This window comes from Micromonospora tarapacensis, assembly GCF_019697375.1.
Classification (GTDB): Bacteria; Actinomycetota; Actinomycetes; order Mycobacteriales; family Micromonosporaceae; genus Micromonospora; species Micromonospora tarapacensis.
This window is the reverse complement of sequence record NZ_JAHCDI010000004.1, coordinates 1,211,667-1,230,602: the sequence shown is the minus strand read 5'-3', so window position 1 is coordinate 1,230,602 and position 18,936 is coordinate 1,211,667. Positions and strand designations below refer to the sequence as shown.

Genomic DNA, 18,936 nt, shown 5'->3' with positions numbered 1-18,936 from the left:
GTTGTCCACCGTGGTCGGCCGGCCATCCTCGCTCACTGCCACCACCTCCGTTCAGGCCGCCTGACCCACCACCTCCAGCGCCGCCCGGTAGCCCACATGCTGCACGACGATATCCACGTCGAGAGCGGACGTGACAGCCCGGGCGACGTCCTCCCGGACCTTGGCGAGCGCCCTGCTGCCGAGGTCGGTCAGCCAGGCGCGGATCAGCAACAGGCGAAGTTCCGAGCCGGCCAGCTCGGCGACCTCCAGGCGACCTGCCTGCTCGGCCCGCGCCAGCAGCTGGTCGGCGAGCACGGCCGGCTCTTCGAGTTCGCGCCCGACAAGGCACAGCACCAGCCGATGCTGTTCCATCCGCGCGGCCAGCGCGTCGGCAACCAGCACCACTCCCGCTGACGCCCAGTGCCGCACCACCGGATTGTGCCGGCTCACCACCGCCATGAGCGGGCTCAGTTCCTGCCCGTCGGCCTGGCGGCGCAACTCCAGCAGGTAGCTGGTGGTGAGCGCCTGGAGGCGGCGTTGTGCGCGCTGCACCGGGTCGAGGGCCGCCACCCGCCGGACACCGCCGGACAGTGGACGCAGGGAGTGCAGTGCCCGCTTGGGCGAATCCTCGAACGCGTCCACCACGTCCTGCTCCAGCTCGGCGCGCTCCTCGGCGGTGAACGTCTCGCCGGCGAGGAACTCGCCGAACGCGACCGTCTCCTCCAGATGGCCCCGGGTCAACCGGTATCCACGAGAAACCGCGACGACCGTGGCCGCCACCGCGGGGTCGACCGACACGTCACCGCGCGGGAAGCCGCTCGCCTGCTCCAGCCAGTGTTCGGTGGCCAGCGGCGTACCGGCCCACCGGTGGGCGGCGTCGCCGCGAGCCTGCTCGGCGTCGAACAACGGGGTCGCGGCGACGCCGGTCACGGCGCTGACCTGTGTGGACATGGGGGCCTCCAATGGCGGTCAGGTGGGCTGTGCCGGACCGGTCGGCCCGCACATCCTCCATTCGCCGGCCACCCGCTCCGCGGTTCCCCGGTTTCGCTAGGGAACCGGTTCGTGCCGCCACGGCGAACCCCGGCTGTCGCGACCCTCGCCGGGACGCGTTGGGGGAAGGAGCCGGAGGATGGCGTACGTCGGTATCGACAGTCAGGGCGCGCGGACGCTGGGCGGGGTACTGCGCGACACCGCGACCCGCGCGGAGGCGGTGCGGCGCCAGACCGTCGGCGCGCTCAACCTCGCCGAGCTGACCAGCCAGGCGCCCCTCCAACTCGCACTCGTCCAGGACGGGTTCGCCACCCTGGGCGCCGGGGTCATCGACAAGGCCGACCTCGCCGACCAGTTCGTGATCGATCCGCGCGGAGTGGCCAGCAGCGTCGGCGCGACCACGGCCGAACTCGGCAGCGTGCTCAACGCGCTGCTCGGCTTCGCCGGCCCACGGGATCTGCGGGCCCTCCTCGTCGGCCTCGCCCCCGCCGGTACCAATGCGACGCTGGACGCGGCACTCGATCGCCTGTCGCCGGTGCTGGTGCCGGCGCTGCTGGCCGGGCAGCGACCCGACCTGCCCAGCGAACTGCTGCCCGACCTGCGGACGCTGGCCCTCGCGTTGGGCATCGAACACGTCGGCCCCCCGGTGCCCCCGGTGGAACGGGAGCAGGCCGGCCGTGGATTCCTCGGCCTGTTCCGGAGCCGGGCCGAGCAACGCACCACCGAGGTGTTCTGGCAGGACTTCTGGTCCGACGGCCGGGCCGTCGACGACGTGCTGGCCGACCCGGAGCGCCTGCTGGACTGGGTAGCCGGCACGCTCGAACTGGACCACCGCCTCGCCCGCGCGGCGGACCTGCCACGACTCGGCGACGTGCTGGCCACGCACGACTTCGCCACCGCCGACAGCGCACCGGCAGAGCTGGCCGCGAAGATCGCCGCGGCCGAGGTCGAGTTCGCGGCGATCGTCGACTGGCTGCCCGCACACCTCGTGGGTCGGGACGTGACCGCACCGGACGACATCCAACTCGACCAGACTCTGGCCTTCGCCGCCCGGGTCGGCTGGACCGACCCCGGGGATTCGGCCGCGACCCCGTCGGCCCGGTTCGCGGCGGCGGTGGAGTTCCTGCGCGCCAACCGGATGCTGCAGAGCGCGCTGCTGCCCACCGGATTCGAGGGCGACACCGACCCGACGACGTTCTTCAACGAGGCGGGCATCGATCTCGTCCTGAGGCTCGGGCGCACGACGGGGGTCATCGACGACGCCTACACCGTCGGCCTGGCCGCGCTCGTGGACCGGGCGATGACCGGCGTCGGGGTCGATCTGGGCAGTGCGACGCCGATCGACCTGACCGAACCGGTCCAGCAGCAGCTCTTCGCGCTGGTCGCGAGTCAGATCCCCCGCTCGATGGCACAGTCACCGACTATCCAGGCACAGTTCGTCGGGGCGCTGAGCTACCTGCGGGGCGCGACCGACGGGCCGCAGTTGCACGAGCGCATCAACCGGGTGGTCGCGGCGTTCCGGGCCCTGGCCGTCGTCGGGGCCCCGGCGCTCACCGAACGCGAGCTGACCGCCGTGGTGGGTGGCAACGTGGTGGACGCGCTCGGCCGCAGCCGGCTGCGGATGCGCAGCCGGGAGGCGGTCGAGGACAATCCCGAGTTCCTCATTCTCGCCCGTCAGTGGGGCATCCCCGGCGGCCGGAGTCAAAACCTCGGCAAGTACAAGCTCAACATCACCTTCGACGATCTCGGTGTGCTGACCGGCATCAGCCGGCGGAAAAAGAAGAAGAAGGGCTTCCTGTCGCGGATCTTCGACACCGTCAAGTCGATCGGCAAGGCCATCGTGAGCGCCTGGGAGGACAACCCGTTCAAGGCGATCTTCCAGATCGGCAAGATCGCACTCGGGGTCGCCAGTCTCGTCGTACCCGGCCTACAGGCCGTCGGGATAGCCACCCTGGCGATCAACGCGGTCGAAGCGGTGACCCATGCCGTCGAAGGCAACTGGCTGGGCGCCATCGGCGCGGGCCTGTCCGCCTTCACCGCCGGTGCCGACCTGGTGGGTGCGGCGGCCGGTGCGGCGACGCTCGTGGGGCAGAGCAGCATCGTGGGCGGTCTCTTCGACGCCGGCGGCACCCTGGACGTGCTGCGCAACGCCAAACGCGCCTTCGACATCGGTGCGTCGGTGTTCCGGGCGTCCCAGGCGGACACGGTGATCGGTGCGATATCCGCGGGGCTCGGCGCGACCGGCAGTCTCCTGGGCAACGGCGGACCACTGCTGGCGAACCTCGACCTGATCGACAGGAGCCTCGCGCTCGACCTGGTGCGACTCGGGACGTCCGTAGGAGACGTCGCCCGACTGGTGACCCCGGCCGTCGGCGTGGTCCAGGCGCTCGACCGGGGCGACGCGCTGAGCGCGTTCAGCAACGGCCTCACGGTCGTCTCCGCCGGGGCGACGGCGCTGCTCAATCCCAGGGGCGTCCTCGGTGACCCGAAGACCGTCGCCGGAACCGCGTTCGACTTCGACCCGAAGACCCGGACCGACCTGGCCGACCTGGCCAAGGGCACCGGGATCGTGGCGAACCTCGCGCGGGCCGTCTCCGCCGTCGACGCCGGACGCCCCTTCGCCGCCGGTCAGGCACTTGCCCAGGCGCTGCGGATCAGCCGCACCTCGCCGCAGGCCGGGCCGGATGCGGCCGTGATCGCACAGCGGGTCGCCGAGGTGGGCATCGTGCTGGAGGGCGTGTTCCGGGGCGCCGACCCGAGACTGGCCGCGCCCGTGGTCATGCAGCGGCTCAGCAAGGTGGTCGAGTCGCTGCCGCCGACCGGTACACCCGGCAGCGGCTCCGCCACCCCGAGTGAGTCGCTCGCCCTGTTCGGCAGCGCAGCCACCACGCCCACGGCGAGCACCACGTTCGGCACGGCCCTGGGACCGGCCCGGCCGGCCGGGCCGGCCGGGCCGAGCGGTGGTGCGGTGATCGGCGGCCCGGCGGGCCGGGCCGGCGACAACACCCTGGCGGGCTCAGCCGGGACAGACGTCCTGGTGGGCGGAGCCGGAGCAGACACGCTGAGCGGCGGATTCGTCCTGGCGCAGGGCCCGGCCGGGTCGACCAACCGAGGACCGACCATGACGCTGCCCGGCTCTGCGACACCGATCCCGCTGCAACCGGGAATGCAGTTCATCCCGCCCGGTGCCGAGGTCGTCGGGCCCGACGGCACGGTGTACGGCGGCGACGGCGGTGAGGTCCCGGATTCGGCACGCGGCTCGATGAGCCTCCCGGGTGGGATGCGGTCGGCCCCCGGACAACTCAAGGAGCTTCCCGGCGGCTACCTGCTCTTCTTCCTCGACCGTCCCGAGGACCTGCCGCAGAGCCGGCTGGACGACACTGGCGTCGGTGGCGGTGATCTCCGCCTCGCCGGCCTCGCCGGCGCGCCGCTGCTCGGTGGCCCTGCCAGCGACCTGCTCCGCACCGGCACCACCAACGCCCAGGACGAGTTGGGGCGGGTCGCCCTTCCCGACGGGTCCGGCCGCGGCCCGGACTCACCGTTCTACGTCCCGCTTCCGGCCGAACCACCACTGCACCCCATCGGGCGGTTGTTCGTGCCGCCGGCCGCGGACCCGTCCTACGTCTGGGCGGCACCGCAGAACCTGGCTTTCGTCCCCAACCATGTCCTCGACGGCGGCTCGCGTACCAAGGAGGGGATCTTCAACATCGTGGGCTGGGGCGCCTCCGCCCAGGGGCCCCACCGCGCGTCCGAGTCGGTGTACGTGGGTGTGCGCAACGGCGTCCTGCTGATCGACAACGACACGGCCCCGGTGGATGGTCTCACCGTCGGCGGCGTGGCCGGCGTCTCGTTCCAGGCGGACCACTACGGCCTGGTCACCTCGATTGCCGGCGAGGTGAATCTCGGCCCGATCCTGGACCTGCGGCTACCCACCCTCGCGGTGGACGGGATGGCGGCGGTGAACATCCCCTACATCGGCGCAGTCGGTTTCCGGGCCAACAGCGACGGGTTCCGACCCGCCGAGCAGAGCGACTTCGCCGAAGGTCTGGCGAGCGGCCCGGGTGCACTGGTCAGCGTCAAGTACCCGGTCAGCGGCGATCTCGCGGTAGGGCGCATCGCCGAACTCGCCGGCGTGTCCACGGCGGACGTGCTCGTCGCCCAGCACGCACCACCGGGCAGTCTGCTGGCGTTCGACGTGCGGGACGAGTTCCGGTCACCGTTCGACCCCGCGTTCGCGGACCGGCCCGGATTCCCGGACCCGGACCTGCGGCCCGGTGCCGCCCTCGACCTTGCTGGCGGCCTACCGGCCGGCTTCTCCGTCGATCTCGGCGGAGAGTACGCGCCGCCGCCGGACGACCTGTACCGGTACGGCACCGCGGGAACGGCGGAGCCGACCAGCTGGGATGACGTGTCCGAGTACGAGCTGCCCGACCTCTACCACACCGCCTACGACACGATGATCGGCCTCGGGGCGCCCCAGGGCACCACCGTCGACTTCGGATACGACGACGACTTCTGGGCGCAGACGCAGCCCTCGGCGGCCTACGACGACGGGGTGCCGGCCCTCATGGGCCCGGCGCTCGATGCGGTGACCTGGGATCCCTACCTGGAGTCCGTGCCCGGGATCGACATCAGCTACGACGACGAGTTCGCGACGCCGCTCGACCTGGATTTCGACGACGGCTGGTCGGACTGGTGAGCGAGGGAACCGAACCGGTGCCTCGCAGCGAATGCAGACGACCGAGGCGACACGGGTCGCCGGGGGAAAACACATCGGGAGGTAGCAGCCATGAACGTCGGAATGCTCGGCGGGGACGTCGCCCAGATCCAGCAGCACGCCAACGCGTACCGCAGCCTCGGTGACAACCTCGCCGCCTGCGGCGGCAACGTCGTCTCGACGACGGACAGCGCGGTCGCCGGTCTCCAGGAGCAGATCACCAACGCCCAGAGCGCTGTGGTCTCGGCGCTGCTGGCGGTCAGCCAGGAGTCCCGCTCCGTGACCGCGAGCTTCGGCGGCGTCCAGTGGACCGGCGCCAACCGGACGCAGGCCGAGGAGGTCGGCGTGGAACTCGACGCCCGGGTCAACGAGACGACGGTACGCGTACAGGAGATCTTCGAGACCTTCCGGGCCGACCTCGCGCGCCTCGGTGGGGAACTGACCGATGTGGCCACCCAGTTCAACGCGGTCGCGGCGGCGGCCGGCGAGTCGGCCGGATCGCTGGGACAGGTGATGGACGCGCAGGCCGTTCAGCTCGACGAGATCATGAACACCGGGATCACCCGGGCTTGAGTGTCGGATCGGCCGTGCAGGGGGCCGGGGGTGCGACGACCGCCCCGGCCCCTCACGCGTGGCCCGTGCCGGAAGGGAGCGTCGTAATGCCATTTGCGGAGGACTACGAGGCGGCGGCCACCATGCTGGACGCGGCGGCCCAGATGACCGGCACGCTCATGGAGCCCGCGCGGGCAGCGATCGGCGCAGGCTCCATGATCGGTGGCCAACTGACCAACATCGTGACGGACGAACTGGACGCCGCGGCCGCCATCCTCGATCAGGTCGCCACGGAGTTGACCCAGCTCGCCGTCACCTGCCGCGAGCGCGCGGAGACCTGTCGCGCGGCCGTGGCGGCCGAGCGTGACTACACCGCCGCGTACGAGGAATACCGCACCGAGCTGCGGGACTGGCAGGAGCACCGGGAGCCCGGCCGCCTGCCGGAGGCACCCCAGCCCCCGGCGGCACCGCCGTCGTGGGCCAACCACTGAACCGACGCCGAAGCTGTCACGCTGGCGCGGTCACCGATCGTGGTGGACCGCGCCAGCTCGCTGTGGTCACGGGTTCAGGACGGCCGTCATCACCACCAGGCCCGACGGGGCCGGTGGCGCTCCCTCCATCTGAAGGGTGACGCTGAAGGTGGTGTAGTCGGCGACGTCCACGCCGCTCCACAGCTCGATCGGTACGCCGCTGCGGCGCTCGTGGAACGACCCGATCGGTACGGTGCCGCGCGGTCCCTTGAGCCACGCCGCATAGTAGGAGCCCGGTGCGGCGGCGGGCAGCCCGACCGGCTCCAGCACGACGGACGCCCCCGACGGCGTGTCCACGACGGACACGGTGCCGCGCGCCTCCGGAGCCAGATCCGTGCCGGCGGCCACGTAGACGTCGGCCCGCGGTTGCGGGTCGAGCATCCGGTCGACGGTCAGAACTCCAGCGGTGAACACCGCGGCACCGAGGGCCGCGGCGGGCAGCGCCCAGGTGAGCCGGCCCATCCGGGGCCGCCACCAGGCCGGATGCCACCACCGTGGGCCGGGGTCCGCCGACGGGACCGTCGTGGCCGGGCCGCCACTCGGCGGCTCGGGCACGGACACCGCCCGGGCCCGGTCAGCCGCTCGGGCGCGGACAGCGGCTCGGGCGCGGACAGCGGCTCGGGCGCCGGTTCGGGCACGGACAGCGGCTCGGGCGCCGGGTCCGCGACGCGCTGCTCGGCAACGCGCTGCTCGTCGGCGTGCGCCCGCACCCGGCTGAGGACGCTGTCCCGAAGTGCCGGCGGCGGACCGGATGCCCAGGTGGTCTCGGCGCGCAACTCGGTGACCACCGCGGCCAGGAGAGCCGGGTCGGCGCTCTGCGCCGCCGCCTTCTTCCGGCCCGGAGTGCGCCTCGCGTGCCGATCGAGGTGCCCGGCCAGGAAATCCACGAACTGTTCGTCTGTGCCCCCGTCGGTCTGTGGTGCGGTGCTCACCCGTCGCTCCTCCCCTCGATGCCCGCTTTTCCGATTGTTGTTCGCCCCCCGGTGCCGGTCTGGTTCGCGGCATCGTCGATCTGCGGAGGATCCCGCACGTGAGCCAGCAGTTCGGCCAGCCGCCGGTGCGCCCGGTGCGAGCGCGACTTGACCGTGCCCAGTGGCAGTCCCAGCCGTTCGGCGATCTGCGCGTGGGTCAGGTCGTCGAAGAACGACAGCCGGACGATCTCCCGCTCGTGGTCGGCGAGTCGACCCAGCGCCTCCTGCACCGTCCAGGACAACCATGCCACGTCCAGGTCGGGTGCCTCCACCACCGCGTCCTGCTCGGCCTCGTGGCCACCACGGGTCGGTCGCAGCTCACGCCGGATCAGGTCCAGCGCCGTGTACCGCGCGATGGTCAACAGCCACGGGCCGAGATCCCGCTCCGGGTCGTACGTCGACGCGGATTTCCACGCGCGGATGAACGTCTCCTGGAGTGCTTCCTGCGCGAGATGGTCGGCGCGGGTGACCGTCATGGCGACGGCCCACACCGAACGCGAGTATCGGTCGTAGACCTCGCCGAGCGCCTCGGCGTCCCCAGCCCGGAAACGCACGAGCACGGCGGGCGGCAGCTCGCGCCGCCCGTCCCCCGTGTCGAGTGGTTCCGCCGACGAGCCGGCTACGGCTGTCGTACCCGGCGCAGATCTTTCGGCCACCGACCCACGATACGCAATTGATCGCGCGGCGTGAATCTGCCAAATCTCGCCCGGACGGGAACCACCGGGGCGCCCGGCCGCGAACTGTGGTCATGAGGCTCAGCGTCCGCATCGAAGATCGGCGGCCCGTCCGCGACCTCTCCGCCACCACCCGTGACGTCTCCCTGGGCACCGTCGCCCCGGACGTCACCGTGAGTGAACTGCTCGACCACCTGGTCGGACCGGTCGCCGCTCGGGTCGCGGCCGGTGAACTGGTCATCGAGTTGGACGGCGCGGAGGTTCCGGGCGACACCCAGCTCGCGGACCTGCCGATGTGGGCCGGCGCGGAGCTGAGCGTGCGTTTGGCGACACCGGGGTTCTCGGCTGACCGGTCGCGCGGCGGGCAAGCTGGGCGGCCCGTCGTCGAGCTGAGCCGGGTGGCCGGGCCCGACAGCGGCCAGACCATCGAACTCGACCACGGCACGTTCGCAATCGGACGCTGCCCGGACGCCGGGGTGCGTTTCGGTCCGGTGACCCGGCCGCTGGTGCACGTCGAGACGACCCCACAGGCACGTGTCACCGCCAGGCCCGTCGACGACGACTGCCCGGCACGGGTGGACGGACGGGACCTCACCGACGACGACTCGGACGCCGATCTGCTCGACGGCAGCTACCTGCGGCTCGGCGACACGGCCTTCCGGGTCGCACCCGCGGCGCCGGCCGACCCGCCCGGATCGTGGCCCGCGCCCTCGACCCCGGAGGCACCGACGGGCCGCGAGCCGCTGATCCGTACCCCCCGGGTGGCCTCCACCGCGCCGGCAGCGCAGGTGCCCGTGCCGGCCGCGCCGGCACCCGCGTCCGTACCCGCGCCACTGTCCTGGCTGCTGCTCATCGCGCCGCTGCCCATCGGCGTGGTGATGGCCTTCGTGTTCAGCCCGTTCTTCCTGGTCATGGTCGCGATGACGCCGATGATGGCACTGGCCCGCTGGGTCGAGTCCAAGCACCGCGCGAAGAAGGACGCCATCCGGATGGCCACCGAATCTGCGGCTGCCGCCCGGCAGTTCGGCACCGACCTGGACACCACCCGCACCGCGGTGGCCGCGGCGGCCCGCGCCGCCTATCCAGGGCTGGCCGGCCTGGTGCGCCGGGCGGTGTCGGGTCGAGGTCTGTGGGAGGTACGCCCGGGCGACGCGGACGAACTGCGGGTGGTGGTCGGCGTGGGTGCCCGACCGTGGCTGCCGGAGCTGGGCCGGCGCGGCGCCGAGGAGCTGGCGGGGCGGCCGGAGCTGGGCGAGGCACTCGCCGAGCGCTCCCGGTTGTCGGACGTGCCGGTCCACGTCAACCTGCGGGACCGCTCAGGGCTGGGCATCGTCGGCACCGGCACCGCCGCGCGCAGCGCAGTCGCCGCCGTCGTGCTGGATCTTGTCACCCGGCACGGACCGGCCGACCTGGCGCTGGCCCTGGTGGTGCAGCCGGACCGGCTGGCCGCGTGGGACTGGTTGAAGTGGCTGCCGCACCTCAACGGTGACGACGGGACGCTGCGGGTCGCCGTCGACCCGGCCGCCACCGAACAACTGCTCACCCGGCTGGCCGCCGACACCGCACCAGCCACCCGCGCCGCGGCCACGGTCGCGGGCGGGGCCGGCGCAGGTGGGACAGGCGCCACGCACACCGTGGTCGTGGTGGACGCCGACGACCTGCTGACCGGGCGCGTCGCGTCGTTGCTGGGCCGGCTCGCCCGCGGCAGCGGCCGGGCGCTGGTGGTGAGCGGGCGCACGGAACGGCTGCCCTCGGTGTGCCGTTCCTTCCTCGTCCTGGGGCCGGAGGACACCGCCGACCTGACCGACGCGGTCACCGGCGAGCGGACGTCGGGCCTGCTCGCCGTACGGGCCGCCGACGGGGTGTGCGGGCGGGCGGCCCGTGCACTCGCCCGCTGGACCGACCCGGAGCAGGCGGTCGCGGCGGCGCTGCTGCCGGCCCACGCCCGCCTGGTGGACCTGTTGCGGACCGTGGCCTCCGGCCCGAACGGGCTGGGCCGGCCGGTCGAGGACCTCGACCCGCTGTCGATCGGCGAGTGGTGGCGACGTGGCCTCTCCGGGATGCAGGCGACCATCGGAATGACCGAACGCGGCCCGTTGACCGTGGATCTGCACAGCGACGGACCGCACGGTCTGGTGGTGGGCACCACGGGTTCGGGCAAGAGCGAGTTCCTGCGCACGGTGGTGGCGTCGCTGGCGTGCGCGCACTCACCGGACGCGCTCACCTTCCTGCTCGTGGACTTCAAGGGCGGCGGCGCCTTCGACGCCTGCGCCGCACTGCCGCACACCGTCGGGCTGGTCACCGACCTGGACGAACACCTGGCCGCGCGGGCACTGCGCTGCCTGCGCGCCGAGTTGCGGCACCGGGAACGGCGCCTGCGGGAAGCCGGTGTCAGCGACATCGGCGACCTGGTCGCCCCCGACCCGCCGCTCCCCCGCCTGCTCATCGTGATCGACGAGTTCGCCACTCTCGCGGTGGAACTGCCCGGCTTCCTCGCCGCACTGGTCGACGTGGCGCAGCGGGGCCGCAGTCTCGGCATCCACCTGCTGCTCGCGACGCAGCGACCGCAGGGGGTGGTGGACGGCAAGATCCGAGCGAACACGAACCTGCGGGTGGCGTTGCGCGTGCAGGACGAGGCGGACTCCCGGGACGTGCTGGGCACCCGGCAGGCGGCCGACATCGACCGACGCAGGCCCGGCCGCGCCTACGTCCGGCTCGGTGCCGGCGAGGTGATCGGGGTCCAGACCGCGTTGGTGTCCGCGGCCACCCCACGCGGATCGCGCGAACGAATCGAGGTCGCCCCGTTCACACTGCTGGCCGACCGGGAGGCGACCGTGCGGGAGGAGCAGGCCGACGGCGTACCGACAGATCTTGGGAGGCTGGTGACCGCGATGGCGGACGCCGCCGGGCGGGGTGGCTACCCCCGGCCGCGGGTGCCCTGCCCGCCACCGCTGCCGCAGGAGGTCGACGCCTGGAGTCTGGCGGCCGGCGTCGACGTGGATGGAACTGGTCCGGTGCCGCTCGGCCTGGTGGACCTGCCCGACGAGCAGCGCTCCGACGTGTGGTGCTGGGCGCCGGAGACGGGCGGGACGTTGGTGCTCGGCGCCGACGCGACCGCCACCGGCGCGGTGCTCGCCACCGCCTGCCTCTCCCTCGCGCGCCACCGCGCCCCCGACCGGCAGCGGATCTTCGTGCTGGAGGGCCTCGGCACCGGACTGGGAACGCTGGCCGGTCTGCCGCACGTGACCGCGACAGTCGGCGTCGACGACGGCGAACGGCTCGCCCGGGTACTCGACCAGGTGGATGCCGAGATCGCCCACCGGCGGGTGAGCCGGTCCACGGGACCTGACGTCCTGCTCGTGGTCGCCGGCTGGGACGCGCTGGTCGAAGGGGCCGAACGGGCCGGCATCGGTGAGGTCGGCGCACGGCTGGAGCGTCTGCTGCGCGACGGCGCACCCGTCGGCATCCGGCTGCTCATCTCGGCGTCGCACGACCGCGGCGTACCCGGCCGGGTGCTCGCCCAACTGCCCACGAAGCTGTGTCTGCGCCTGGCTGACACCAACTCGTACACGGGGCTGGGCCTGCGGGCCCGGGACGTGCCCGAGCTCACCGGCCTGCGAGCCATCGACATCCAGACCCGCCGCGAGATCCAGATCGGGCGGCACGGTGACGGGCGGCCGGGAGCGCTCGCCGCCGCGGTTGCCCGGGTCGCCGCCGACTACCCGGACGCGGTTCCCGCGCCCACCGTCACGGTGCTGCCCGAACTGGTGCCCGCCGGTGAGGTGCTGTCCTCGTCCACGGCGGGCGGGCCGGTCTGGCGACTCGGCGTCGGCCGGCACTACCGCGACCTCAGCGTCGCCACGCTCGCGCTCGGTCCGGGCATGCACGCGGTGGTGGCGGGCCCCGCCGGCAGCGGTCGCACGGGTGTGCTGCGGCTGCTCGCCGCCGCGGCGCGCGCCAGCGCACCTGACGCGCAGGTGCTCGTGGTGGCCGCCGAGCCGGACGCCTGGATCGGCGCCCAGGTCAGTGAGGTGGCGGGCGGCTTCAGCGAGTTGACCAACAAGCCGACCGCGGGACGATCCCTCTTGCTGGTCGACGGAATCGAGTCGCTGCCCGACGCCGGGCCGGCACTGGACCGGCTCCTGCCGGGCCTGCCGGCCGGCGTCCACGTTGTCGCCGCCGGCCGGACCGACGCCTTCCGCGGCATGCAACCGTGGCAGCGGGCGGTGACCATGTCGCGAACCGGGCTGCTGCTGCGCCCGGCGCCGGACGACGGCGAGGTGCTCCGGGTCCGGCTGCCGCGCGAGGCACCGCTCCGACCGCTGCCGGGGCGCGGCTATCTGGTGGAGGCCGGCGGGTTGGCCCAGGTCCAGGTCGCGTTCCTGGCCCAGCCACCCCCCGGCGCGCAGCTGGCCATACCGGTCGGGGTGTTCGCTGGGGAGGCACGATGAGCAGTCAGTCGACGTACGGCGTCGGGGTGTGCCTGAGCGCACACGGTGTCGTGATCGCGGTGGTCCGCGACAATCCGATGCGGCTGGCCGCGGTCGCCGAGGTCGCCGGCGGCCTGGCCGGGCCGAAGCCACTGTCGCGGCGGCTGGCCCGCGCCCGGCGGCAGCTCGGCCTACCCCGCTGGTGCTCGGCCTCGATGGTGGACGGATTCGGTGCACCGGACGATCCAGGCGGCCCGGATCATCGGGATGGACGCGGCGGTCGCCGCGGGCGCACCGGGCCGGGGACGTCGCGGCCGGAGTTTGCCGCCCTGATCGCCCGGGCGGGATTCCTGCCGACCGCGGTACTGGTGCCGGCGCAGCTCGCCGGGCTGCGGAGCGACGTCGATCTGGGCGTCGGCGTGGCCGTCGACCGGCGGTTCATCCAGGCGATGGCGGACGAGGCACCCGGGTGGGCGGCTGCCGCGGCGCTCAGCGCGTTCCCGCGGCACCGCACCGCCGACCCCGGGGATCGACTTGCGGGTACTGACGACTCCGGCAGTGATGCCGGACAATGGGACTGCCGCACAGCGGAGACCGGATGGGCCGTGCAGCGCGTGAGCGCGTCCGGTGAGCGCGAGCAACAAACGGAGGAGACGCCATGCGTAGCCCGACGAGAGGTGTGAAGGTCACCGTCGCCAGCGGCGAGCGGCGGCCCATGTCACCGGTGACCCGGTGGCTCGTCATCGGGCTGGCCTGGGTCCTCGCCTCCGCTGCCGTGCTGGTGGGCTCGCGGTACGCGGTGGACGCCTGGGTCGGGAACCCCGGGACGGTCCCGGCGACCGCGCTGGACGCCCGCTCGTTCGGCGCCGCCTCGGCACCTCCCGCCGACCCCGCGGTTGCCGGCTCCACCCGCCTGATCCCGGTGCGGCCACAGGTGCTGCTCGACTCGCGCGAGGTCGGCGCACTGCCCGCCGGCGTGGACGTGACGGTGCCGGTGCCCCCGGTGCCCGCCGGCACCAGTGCGGTGCTGGTCGAGGTCTCGATCCTGGCTGCGAAGGGCCCCGGCGAGGTCACCGTCGTCCAGGGCACCGACCGGACGACCGTGTTGCGGGTACCGAAGGCCGGGGCACAGCTGTCCGCCACCGTGGTGGCCCACCTCGGCCCCGACGGCGACCTGCGGGCCAGCGCCACCGGCGGCGGCGACCTGCTGGTCCGACTCGTCGGCGTGTTCGAGCCGGCGGAGCGGTCCGACGCCGGCCGCGTCGTGGCGGTGCCACCTGCCCGGGTGGTGACCCTGGTGCCCAGGACCGACGGTAAGAAAGCCAGCGTCGCGCTCGCCGAGGTCCGGCAACTCGCCGACGCCGGCCCGATCTCGGCGGTGATCCTGCAGGTCTCCGCCGACGTGGGGCGAAATGGCGGGTTCGTCTCCGCGGGGACGCGCGCCGGTGACCTGAACCAGACGGTCTACTGGTCGGCGACCAGCGGCAGCGACCGCACCCGCGGCGGGCTCATGGTCATTCCGGTCAGCGACGGGTCGGTCCACCTCCGGTACGAGGCGGGCACCGAAATGCGAGCGAATCTGGTCGGCTACGTCACCGGCGCGGGCGCACCCGAATCCACCGAAGGACTCGTGGTCCCCATCCCGCCACACACCCCCGAACCGGTACGCGCCACCGAACAGTCCGACGTCGAGATCGCACTCGGCACCACGGATACGCTCGCTGACGTGCCGGCGGACCGCATCGCGGCGGCGCTGGTCACCGTGACCGCCACGGGCGACGCCGAGGGCGGTGTCAAGGTGGGCGGCAAGCCGACCCTGACCGCCTCCAAGGGTGTCGCACGCTCGGCGCTGACACTCGTCGAGACCCCACAAGCGAGCGTACGAGTCCACAGCGCCGTGGCCGCCACCGTGACCGTCACCCCACACGCCCTGGTGCTCACCGGTTGACCTGCTCGGCTGGAAGCAGCGCCCGGAAGTTGGGGTGGTCGAGCCAGCCGCCGTGCAACCAGTCCCTCGCACACGCTCGGATGCTCCTGGTGCTGCACCCAGCTCAACCGCCGACCGAGGGCATCGACGGGGGGAGGCCGGTCGGGCAGTAGGCTACGGGCGGCGTCCGGGTGACCTAAGGGGAACGGGTGATAGGCGGAACGGTTCACCGGGTGGTCGTGGCCTGCGAGCATCCGGCGTGAACGGCGGGCTGCGTCCCGGCGACCCGGGCCGCATCGGCGGGTACGACGTGCTCGACCGGCTCGGCGAGGGCGGCATGGGAAGCGTCTTCCTTGCCCGGTCGCCGCAGGGACGGCCGGTGGCGGTCAAGGTCGTTCGCCCGGAACTCTCGCACGACGCCGAGTTCCGGGGTCGGTTTCGTAGTGAGGTGAACCGGGCCCGCCAGGTTCCACCGTTCTGCACCGCCGAGGTTCTGGACGCCGACCCGGACCACGACCCGCCCTACCTGGTGGTGGAGTACGTCGAGGGTCCCAGCCTGGCCCAGGTGATGCGGGAGCGGGGACCGCTGGGGCCGGCGCAACTGCACAGCATCGCGGTCGGGGTGGCCACCGCGCTCACCGCGATCCACGGTGCCGGGGTGATCCACCGGGATCTGAAGCCGGCGAACGTCCTGGTCGCACCCGGCGGAATCAAGGTAATCGACTTCGGCATCGCCCGCGCGTTCGACGCGACGAGCCAGCACACCCGGACCAACCAGATGGTCGGGACCGTCTCGTACATGGCTCCGGAGCGGATCGACGTGGCGTCCGGCCAGCCGGTGGGTCCGGCCGCGGACATCTTCGCCTGGGGTGCCGTGGTCGCCCATGCCGCGACCGGCCGCAACCCGTTCGGGGCCGACTCCCCCACCGCCACCGCGATGCGGATCCTCACCCAGCCGCCGGAGCTGACCGGACTCGGTGGGCCACTGCGGGAGTTGGTCTCCCGGGCGCTGGAGAAGGATCCCGCCGCCCGGCCCACCGCCCGGCAACTGCTCGACGGGTTGCTGACCGCAGCAGTGCCGAGGGGCGACACCCGAGCTGTCCGACCCCTGGGCACGACGCCGGATGCGTTGCCCGGCGCCGGTGGCAATGCCCAGGGCAGGCGATCGAACCCGTCGCGGCCAGCCACGGCCGGCCGTACGGGATCGAACCGGCGTGCCTGGCTCACCGGGCTGGGCGGTGCCGCCGCGGTGGTCGCGGTGCTGGTGTCCGCCGCTCTGTTCGGCCCGCAGCTGCTGCGCGACCTGGCCAACCCGGACGCCACCGGTGCGACGGCGACCGGCGGCCCGACGACGCCGGGGTCGGCGCCGGCCGCGACCGGGTCGAGTACGGCTACCGGTTCACCGTCGGCCGGGGCTGACAGTACCCGGGCCGTGCTGGCCGGGCAGCGGCGAATCCTCCTGCATCTGGTGGAGATCGATCGCGACCTTGCACTGCCGTTCGACGCCGAGGTCCACATCGGCAACGGGACCGGCCCGGATGCCCTCTTCGTGCTCGAACCGGTCGGCGTCGACTATATGATCAAGTCGCTGAACCCGGACGTCTCCCACCGGCCGTGCCTCGGCGTCAAGATCAATTCGGCATACGCCTCGCTGGTGGGCACCGACTGTGCACCGACCGCGGCGACCCTGTTCGGGCTCGCCCGTCAGGACCGCAAGGACGACAAGGGACGTACCACCTACGCCATCGTCAGCGACGAGCACGGGTTGGTGCAGTGGAGTCCGAGCAGAAAGAAGATCTACGTGGAGTTTCTCGGCGACGCCCCGATCAGCACCACGTTCAGCCTGGTCGACCGAGGCGCGGTCTGACTCGGAATTCAGAGCCCGGTCTGGGCCAACCGCGCCACCGCCCCGATGGGTTGGCCGCGCGGTCCCCGGTCCCCGGCGTCAGCTGAGTTGTTGGGCCAGTCCGACGACAATGCCCTCCGGACCGCGGACGTAGCAGAGCCGATAGGCGTTCTCGTACCGCGCCAGCTCGCCGACGAGTTCGCCGCCCTGGGTACGCAGGCGGGCAACGACGTCCTCGATGTCGTCGACGGCGAACATGATGCGACGAATGCCCAGCGTGTTCGCCGGTGCATCCTTCGGCTCGGCGCTGATCGCCTTCGGCGTACGGAACATCGCCAGCTCGATCCGGCCGTGACCGTCCGGGGTCCGCAGCATCGCGATCTCCTGTCGGACGTCGTCGATCCCGATGACACTCTCGACCCAACGTCCCTCGACTGGCGTCCTGCCCTCCAACTCCATGCCGAGCTCGACGAAGAACGCGATGACGGCGTCAAGATCGTCGACAACGATCAGGACGTTGTCCATCCGCTGGATCGCCATATGGGGCCTCCCTAGTCTGGTACGGACACGGTGGTCGCATCCGCGCCCGGGACGGAGCCGCCACGCCGCACTGGACCGGCTGCGCACCAACTTCTGCGGGAAATGTCGCGACGCGGCAGTGCTCACCGAGCGCGAGCCGTACCGATTCGGACGAAACCGCACGCCGGGTCGCGCGTGGCTACGGCAGCCCGCGTCCGTCCGGCCGGTGGGCGACGATGCACCCGCCCTCGACGTTCGGGGCTGGGCGGTGCGTACAGTTCCTGGTCGGACTTGGGTGGGCCGGATAGCTCCGGCTCAGGGAACGGGATGAGACAGCGGCGGCATGACGGCGGACAACATTACCGAAAACGGTCGAAACGGCATTGACCGTGACCAGCTGGAGACCTGTCTCGGCGTCTTCGAGGCGTTGGAGGACCTGCCTCCCGATCATCCCGACGTGGTGCGGGTGCAACGGGCCACCGCGAAGCTCTACAAAATGATCAAGCAGCGGCGACGTGAGGAACGGCGGGACGCCATCACGGCGGCCGACCGCGCGGTGACGGCCGCCACCGCCACCGGCGCCCCGGGCCGGATCGACGACGAGACCCAGGGCATCCCGCTCGCCTCACCCACCGCCGACACCACGGCCGGCACCCTGCACAATCCGCGCGGCTGCTACGTCTGCAAGCAGCGCTACCTCGAGGTGGACGCCTTCTATCACCAGCTCTGCCCGCCGTGCGCCGCGCTCAACCGGGAGCGCCGAACCGCCCGCACCGACCTGACCGGCCGGCGAGCGCTGCTCACCGGCGGCCGGGCGAAGATCGGCATGTACATCGCGCTGCGGTTGCTGCGCGACGGCGCGCACACCACGGTGACCACGAGGTTTCCGCACGACGCGGCCCGCCGATTCGCCGCGATGCCCGACAGCGCGGACTGGCTGCACCGCCTGCGAATCGTCGGGATCGACCTGCGCGACCCCGCCCAGGTGATCGCCCTCGCCGACTCGGTCAGCGGGCAGGGACCACTCGACATTCTGATCAACAACGCGGCGCAGACGGTCCGCCGCACTCCCGCCGCGTACGCGCAGCTCGTCGCCGCCGAGGCGGCGGCCCTGCCGGACGGCCCGCTGCCGGAGATGATCACATTCGCCAAACCGGCCGGCCGGCACGACCCGGCGGGCAGCCTGACCGCCCCGCCGCCGGCGATCACCCCGCACGCGCTCACCGCGCTGGCACTGACCAGCGGCTCCGCCTCGCCGGAACGGATCGCCGCGGCCACCGCCATCGACGCCGGCGGTCTGGTGCCGGACCTCGACCCCGTCAACAGCTGGGTGCAGCGGGTGCACGAGGTGGACCCGGTCGAACTGCTCGAAGTGCAGCTGTGCAATGTGACCGCGCCGTTCGTGCTGGTCAGCCGGCTGCGGCCGGCGATGGCCGCAGCGACCGCCCGCCGCAAGTACGTGGTGAACGTGTCAGCGATGGAGGGCCAGTTCGCCCGCGGCTACAAGGGGCCCGGGCACCCGCACACCAACATGGCCAAGGCCGCGCTGAACATGCTGACCCGGACCAGCGCCCAGGAGATGTTGTCCGACGGCATCCTGATGACCAGCGTCGACACCGGCTGGATCACCGACGAGCGGCCCCACCCGACGAAGATGCGGCTGGCCGACGCCGGCTTCCACGCCCCGCTGGACCTGGTCGACGGTGCGGCCCGGGTCTACGACCCGATCGTCCGCGGCGAACAGGGCGAAGACCTGTACGGCTGCTTCCTGAAGGACTACACGCCCAGCGCCTGGTGACCG

Annotated in this window: 13 protein-coding genes; 8 read left to right on the top strand and 5 right to left on the bottom strand. The window is 72.6% G+C overall.

The window, feature by feature from the left end:
* Positions 1–51: 51 nt before the first annotated feature.
* The gene (locus KIF24_RS11510; RefSeq protein ID WP_221084039.1) at positions 52–930 is read right to left on the bottom strand and encodes a hypothetical protein; all 879 of its coding nucleotides are present in this window, start codon (positions 928–930) and stop codon (positions 52–54) included.
* Between the two features lie 178 nt (positions 931–1,108).
* On the opposite strand from KIF24_RS11510, the gene KIF24_RS11505 reads away from it, so the two are divergent.
* From KIF24_RS11505 to KIF24_RS11495, 3 genes are all read left to right on the top strand, one after another.
* Complete coding sequence (locus tag KIF24_RS11505; RefSeq protein WP_221084038.1) at positions 1,109–5,668, top strand: collagen-like domain-containing protein; 4,560 nt, start codon at positions 1,109–1,111, stop codon at positions 5,666–5,668.
* A gap of 90 nt (positions 5,669–5,758) precedes the next feature.
* Positions 5,759–6,259 (top strand): hypothetical protein, encoded by a 501-nt coding sequence (locus KIF24_RS11500; protein WP_221084037.1) that lies wholly within the window; start codon positions 5,759–5,761, stop codon positions 6,257–6,259.
* 86 nt (positions 6,260–6,345) lie between these two features.
* Positions 6,346–6,729, top strand: coding sequence for a hypothetical protein (locus KIF24_RS11495; RefSeq protein WP_221084036.1), 384 nt, complete (start codon positions 6,346–6,348; stop codon positions 6,727–6,729).
* 66 nt (positions 6,730–6,795) lie between these two features.
* Here KIF24_RS11495 and KIF24_RS35035 read toward each other — a convergent pair whose 3' ends face one another.
* The 3 genes from KIF24_RS35035 to KIF24_RS11485 are packed head-to-tail and all read right to left on the bottom strand — an operon-like array spanning position 6,796 to position 8,395.
* Positions 6,796–7,182 (bottom strand): anti-sigma factor, encoded by a 387-nt coding sequence (locus KIF24_RS35035; RefSeq protein WP_407939914.1) that lies wholly within the window; start codon positions 7,180–7,182, stop codon positions 6,796–6,798.
* Complete coding sequence (locus KIF24_RS35030) at positions 7,161–7,700, bottom strand: hypothetical protein (RefSeq protein WP_407939913.1); 540 nt, start codon at positions 7,698–7,700, stop codon at positions 7,161–7,163. Before KIF24_RS35030 ends, KIF24_RS35035 begins: the two co-directional genes overlap by 22 nt.
* Positions 7,697–8,395 (bottom strand): RNA polymerase sigma factor, encoded by a 699-nt coding sequence (locus KIF24_RS11485; RefSeq protein ID WP_221084034.1) that lies wholly within the window; start codon positions 8,393–8,395, stop codon positions 7,697–7,699. The genes KIF24_RS35030 and KIF24_RS11485 overlap by 4 nt, the downstream gene beginning before the upstream one ends.
* 92 nt (positions 8,396–8,487) lie before the next feature.
* Here KIF24_RS11485 and KIF24_RS11480 point away from each other — a divergent pair, with 92 nt between their 5' ends.
* The 4 genes from KIF24_RS11480 (at position 8,488) to KIF24_RS11465 (ending at position 16,637) form a co-directional block, all read left to right on the top strand.
* Positions 8,488–12,864, top strand: a complete 4,377-nt coding sequence (locus tag KIF24_RS11480) for an FtsK/SpoIIIE domain-containing protein (protein ID WP_221084033.1) — start codon at positions 8,488–8,490, stop codon at positions 12,862–12,864.
* A complete protein-coding gene (locus KIF24_RS11475) occupies positions 12,861–13,526 on the top strand; it encodes a hypothetical protein (protein ID WP_221084032.1) in 666 nt (221 codons plus the stop codon). The genes KIF24_RS11480 and KIF24_RS11475 overlap by 4 nt, the downstream gene beginning before the upstream one ends.
* Complete coding sequence (locus tag KIF24_RS11470; RefSeq protein WP_221084031.1) at positions 13,502–14,791, top strand: hypothetical protein; 1,290 nt, start codon at positions 13,502–13,504, stop codon at positions 14,789–14,791. The genes KIF24_RS11475 and KIF24_RS11470 overlap by 25 nt, the downstream gene beginning before the upstream one ends.
* Before the next feature lie 238 nt (positions 14,792–15,029).
* The gene (locus KIF24_RS11465) at positions 15,030–16,637 is read left to right on the top strand and encodes a serine/threonine-protein kinase (protein WP_221084030.1); all 1,608 of its coding nucleotides are present in this window, start codon (positions 15,030–15,032) and stop codon (positions 16,635–16,637) included.
* A gap of 78 nt (positions 16,638–16,715) precedes the next feature.
* On the opposite strand, the gene KIF24_RS11460 is transcribed toward KIF24_RS11465, so the two are convergent.
* On the bottom strand, positions 16,716–17,156 hold the full coding sequence (locus KIF24_RS11460; RefSeq protein WP_221084029.1) for a VOC family protein: 441 nt from the start codon (positions 17,154–17,156) through the stop codon (positions 16,716–16,718).
* Positions 17,157–17,478: 322 nt separating this feature from the next.
* On the opposite strand from KIF24_RS11460, the gene KIF24_RS11455 reads away from it, so the two are divergent.
* Positions 17,479–18,933: an SDR family oxidoreductase gene (locus tag KIF24_RS11455; protein ID WP_221084028.1), complete on the top strand. Its 1,455-nt coding sequence runs from the start codon at positions 17,479–17,481 to the stop codon at positions 18,931–18,933.
* The last annotated feature ends 3 nt before the right edge of the window (positions 18,934–18,936 follow it).

Excerpts from the sequence above, each read along its gene's own strand:
- KIF24_RS11460 (WP_221084029.1), bottom strand. The coding sequence starts at position 17,156 with ATGGCGATCCAGCGGATGGACAACGTCCTGATCGTTGTCGACGATCTT.
- KIF24_RS11505 (WP_221084038.1), top strand. The coding sequence starts at position 1,109 with ATGGCGTACGTCGGTATCGACAGTCAGGGCGCGCGGACGCTGGGCGGG.
- KIF24_RS11510 (WP_221084039.1), bottom strand. The coding sequence starts at position 930 with ATGTCCACACAGGTCAGCGCCGTGACCGGCGTCGCCGCGACCCCGTTG.
- KIF24_RS11475 (WP_221084032.1), top strand. The coding sequence starts at position 12,861 with ATGAGCAGTCAGTCGACGTACGGCGTCGGGGTGTGCCTGAGCGCACAC.
- KIF24_RS11480 (WP_221084033.1), top strand. The coding sequence starts at position 8,488 with ATGAGGCTCAGCGTCCGCATCGAAGATCGGCGGCCCGTCCGCGACCTC.
- KIF24_RS11500 (WP_221084037.1), top strand. The coding sequence starts at position 5,759 with ATGAACGTCGGAATGCTCGGCGGGGACGTCGCCCAGATCCAGCAGCAC.
- KIF24_RS11470 (WP_221084031.1), top strand. The coding sequence starts at position 13,502 with ATGCGTAGCCCGACGAGAGGTGTGAAGGTCACCGTCGCCAGCGGCGAG.
- KIF24_RS11455 (WP_221084028.1), top strand. The coding sequence starts at position 17,479 with ATGACGGCGGACAACATTACCGAAAACGGTCGAAACGGCATTGACCGT.
- KIF24_RS11495 (WP_221084036.1), top strand. The coding sequence starts at position 6,346 with ATGCCATTTGCGGAGGACTACGAGGCGGCGGCCACCATGCTGGACGCG.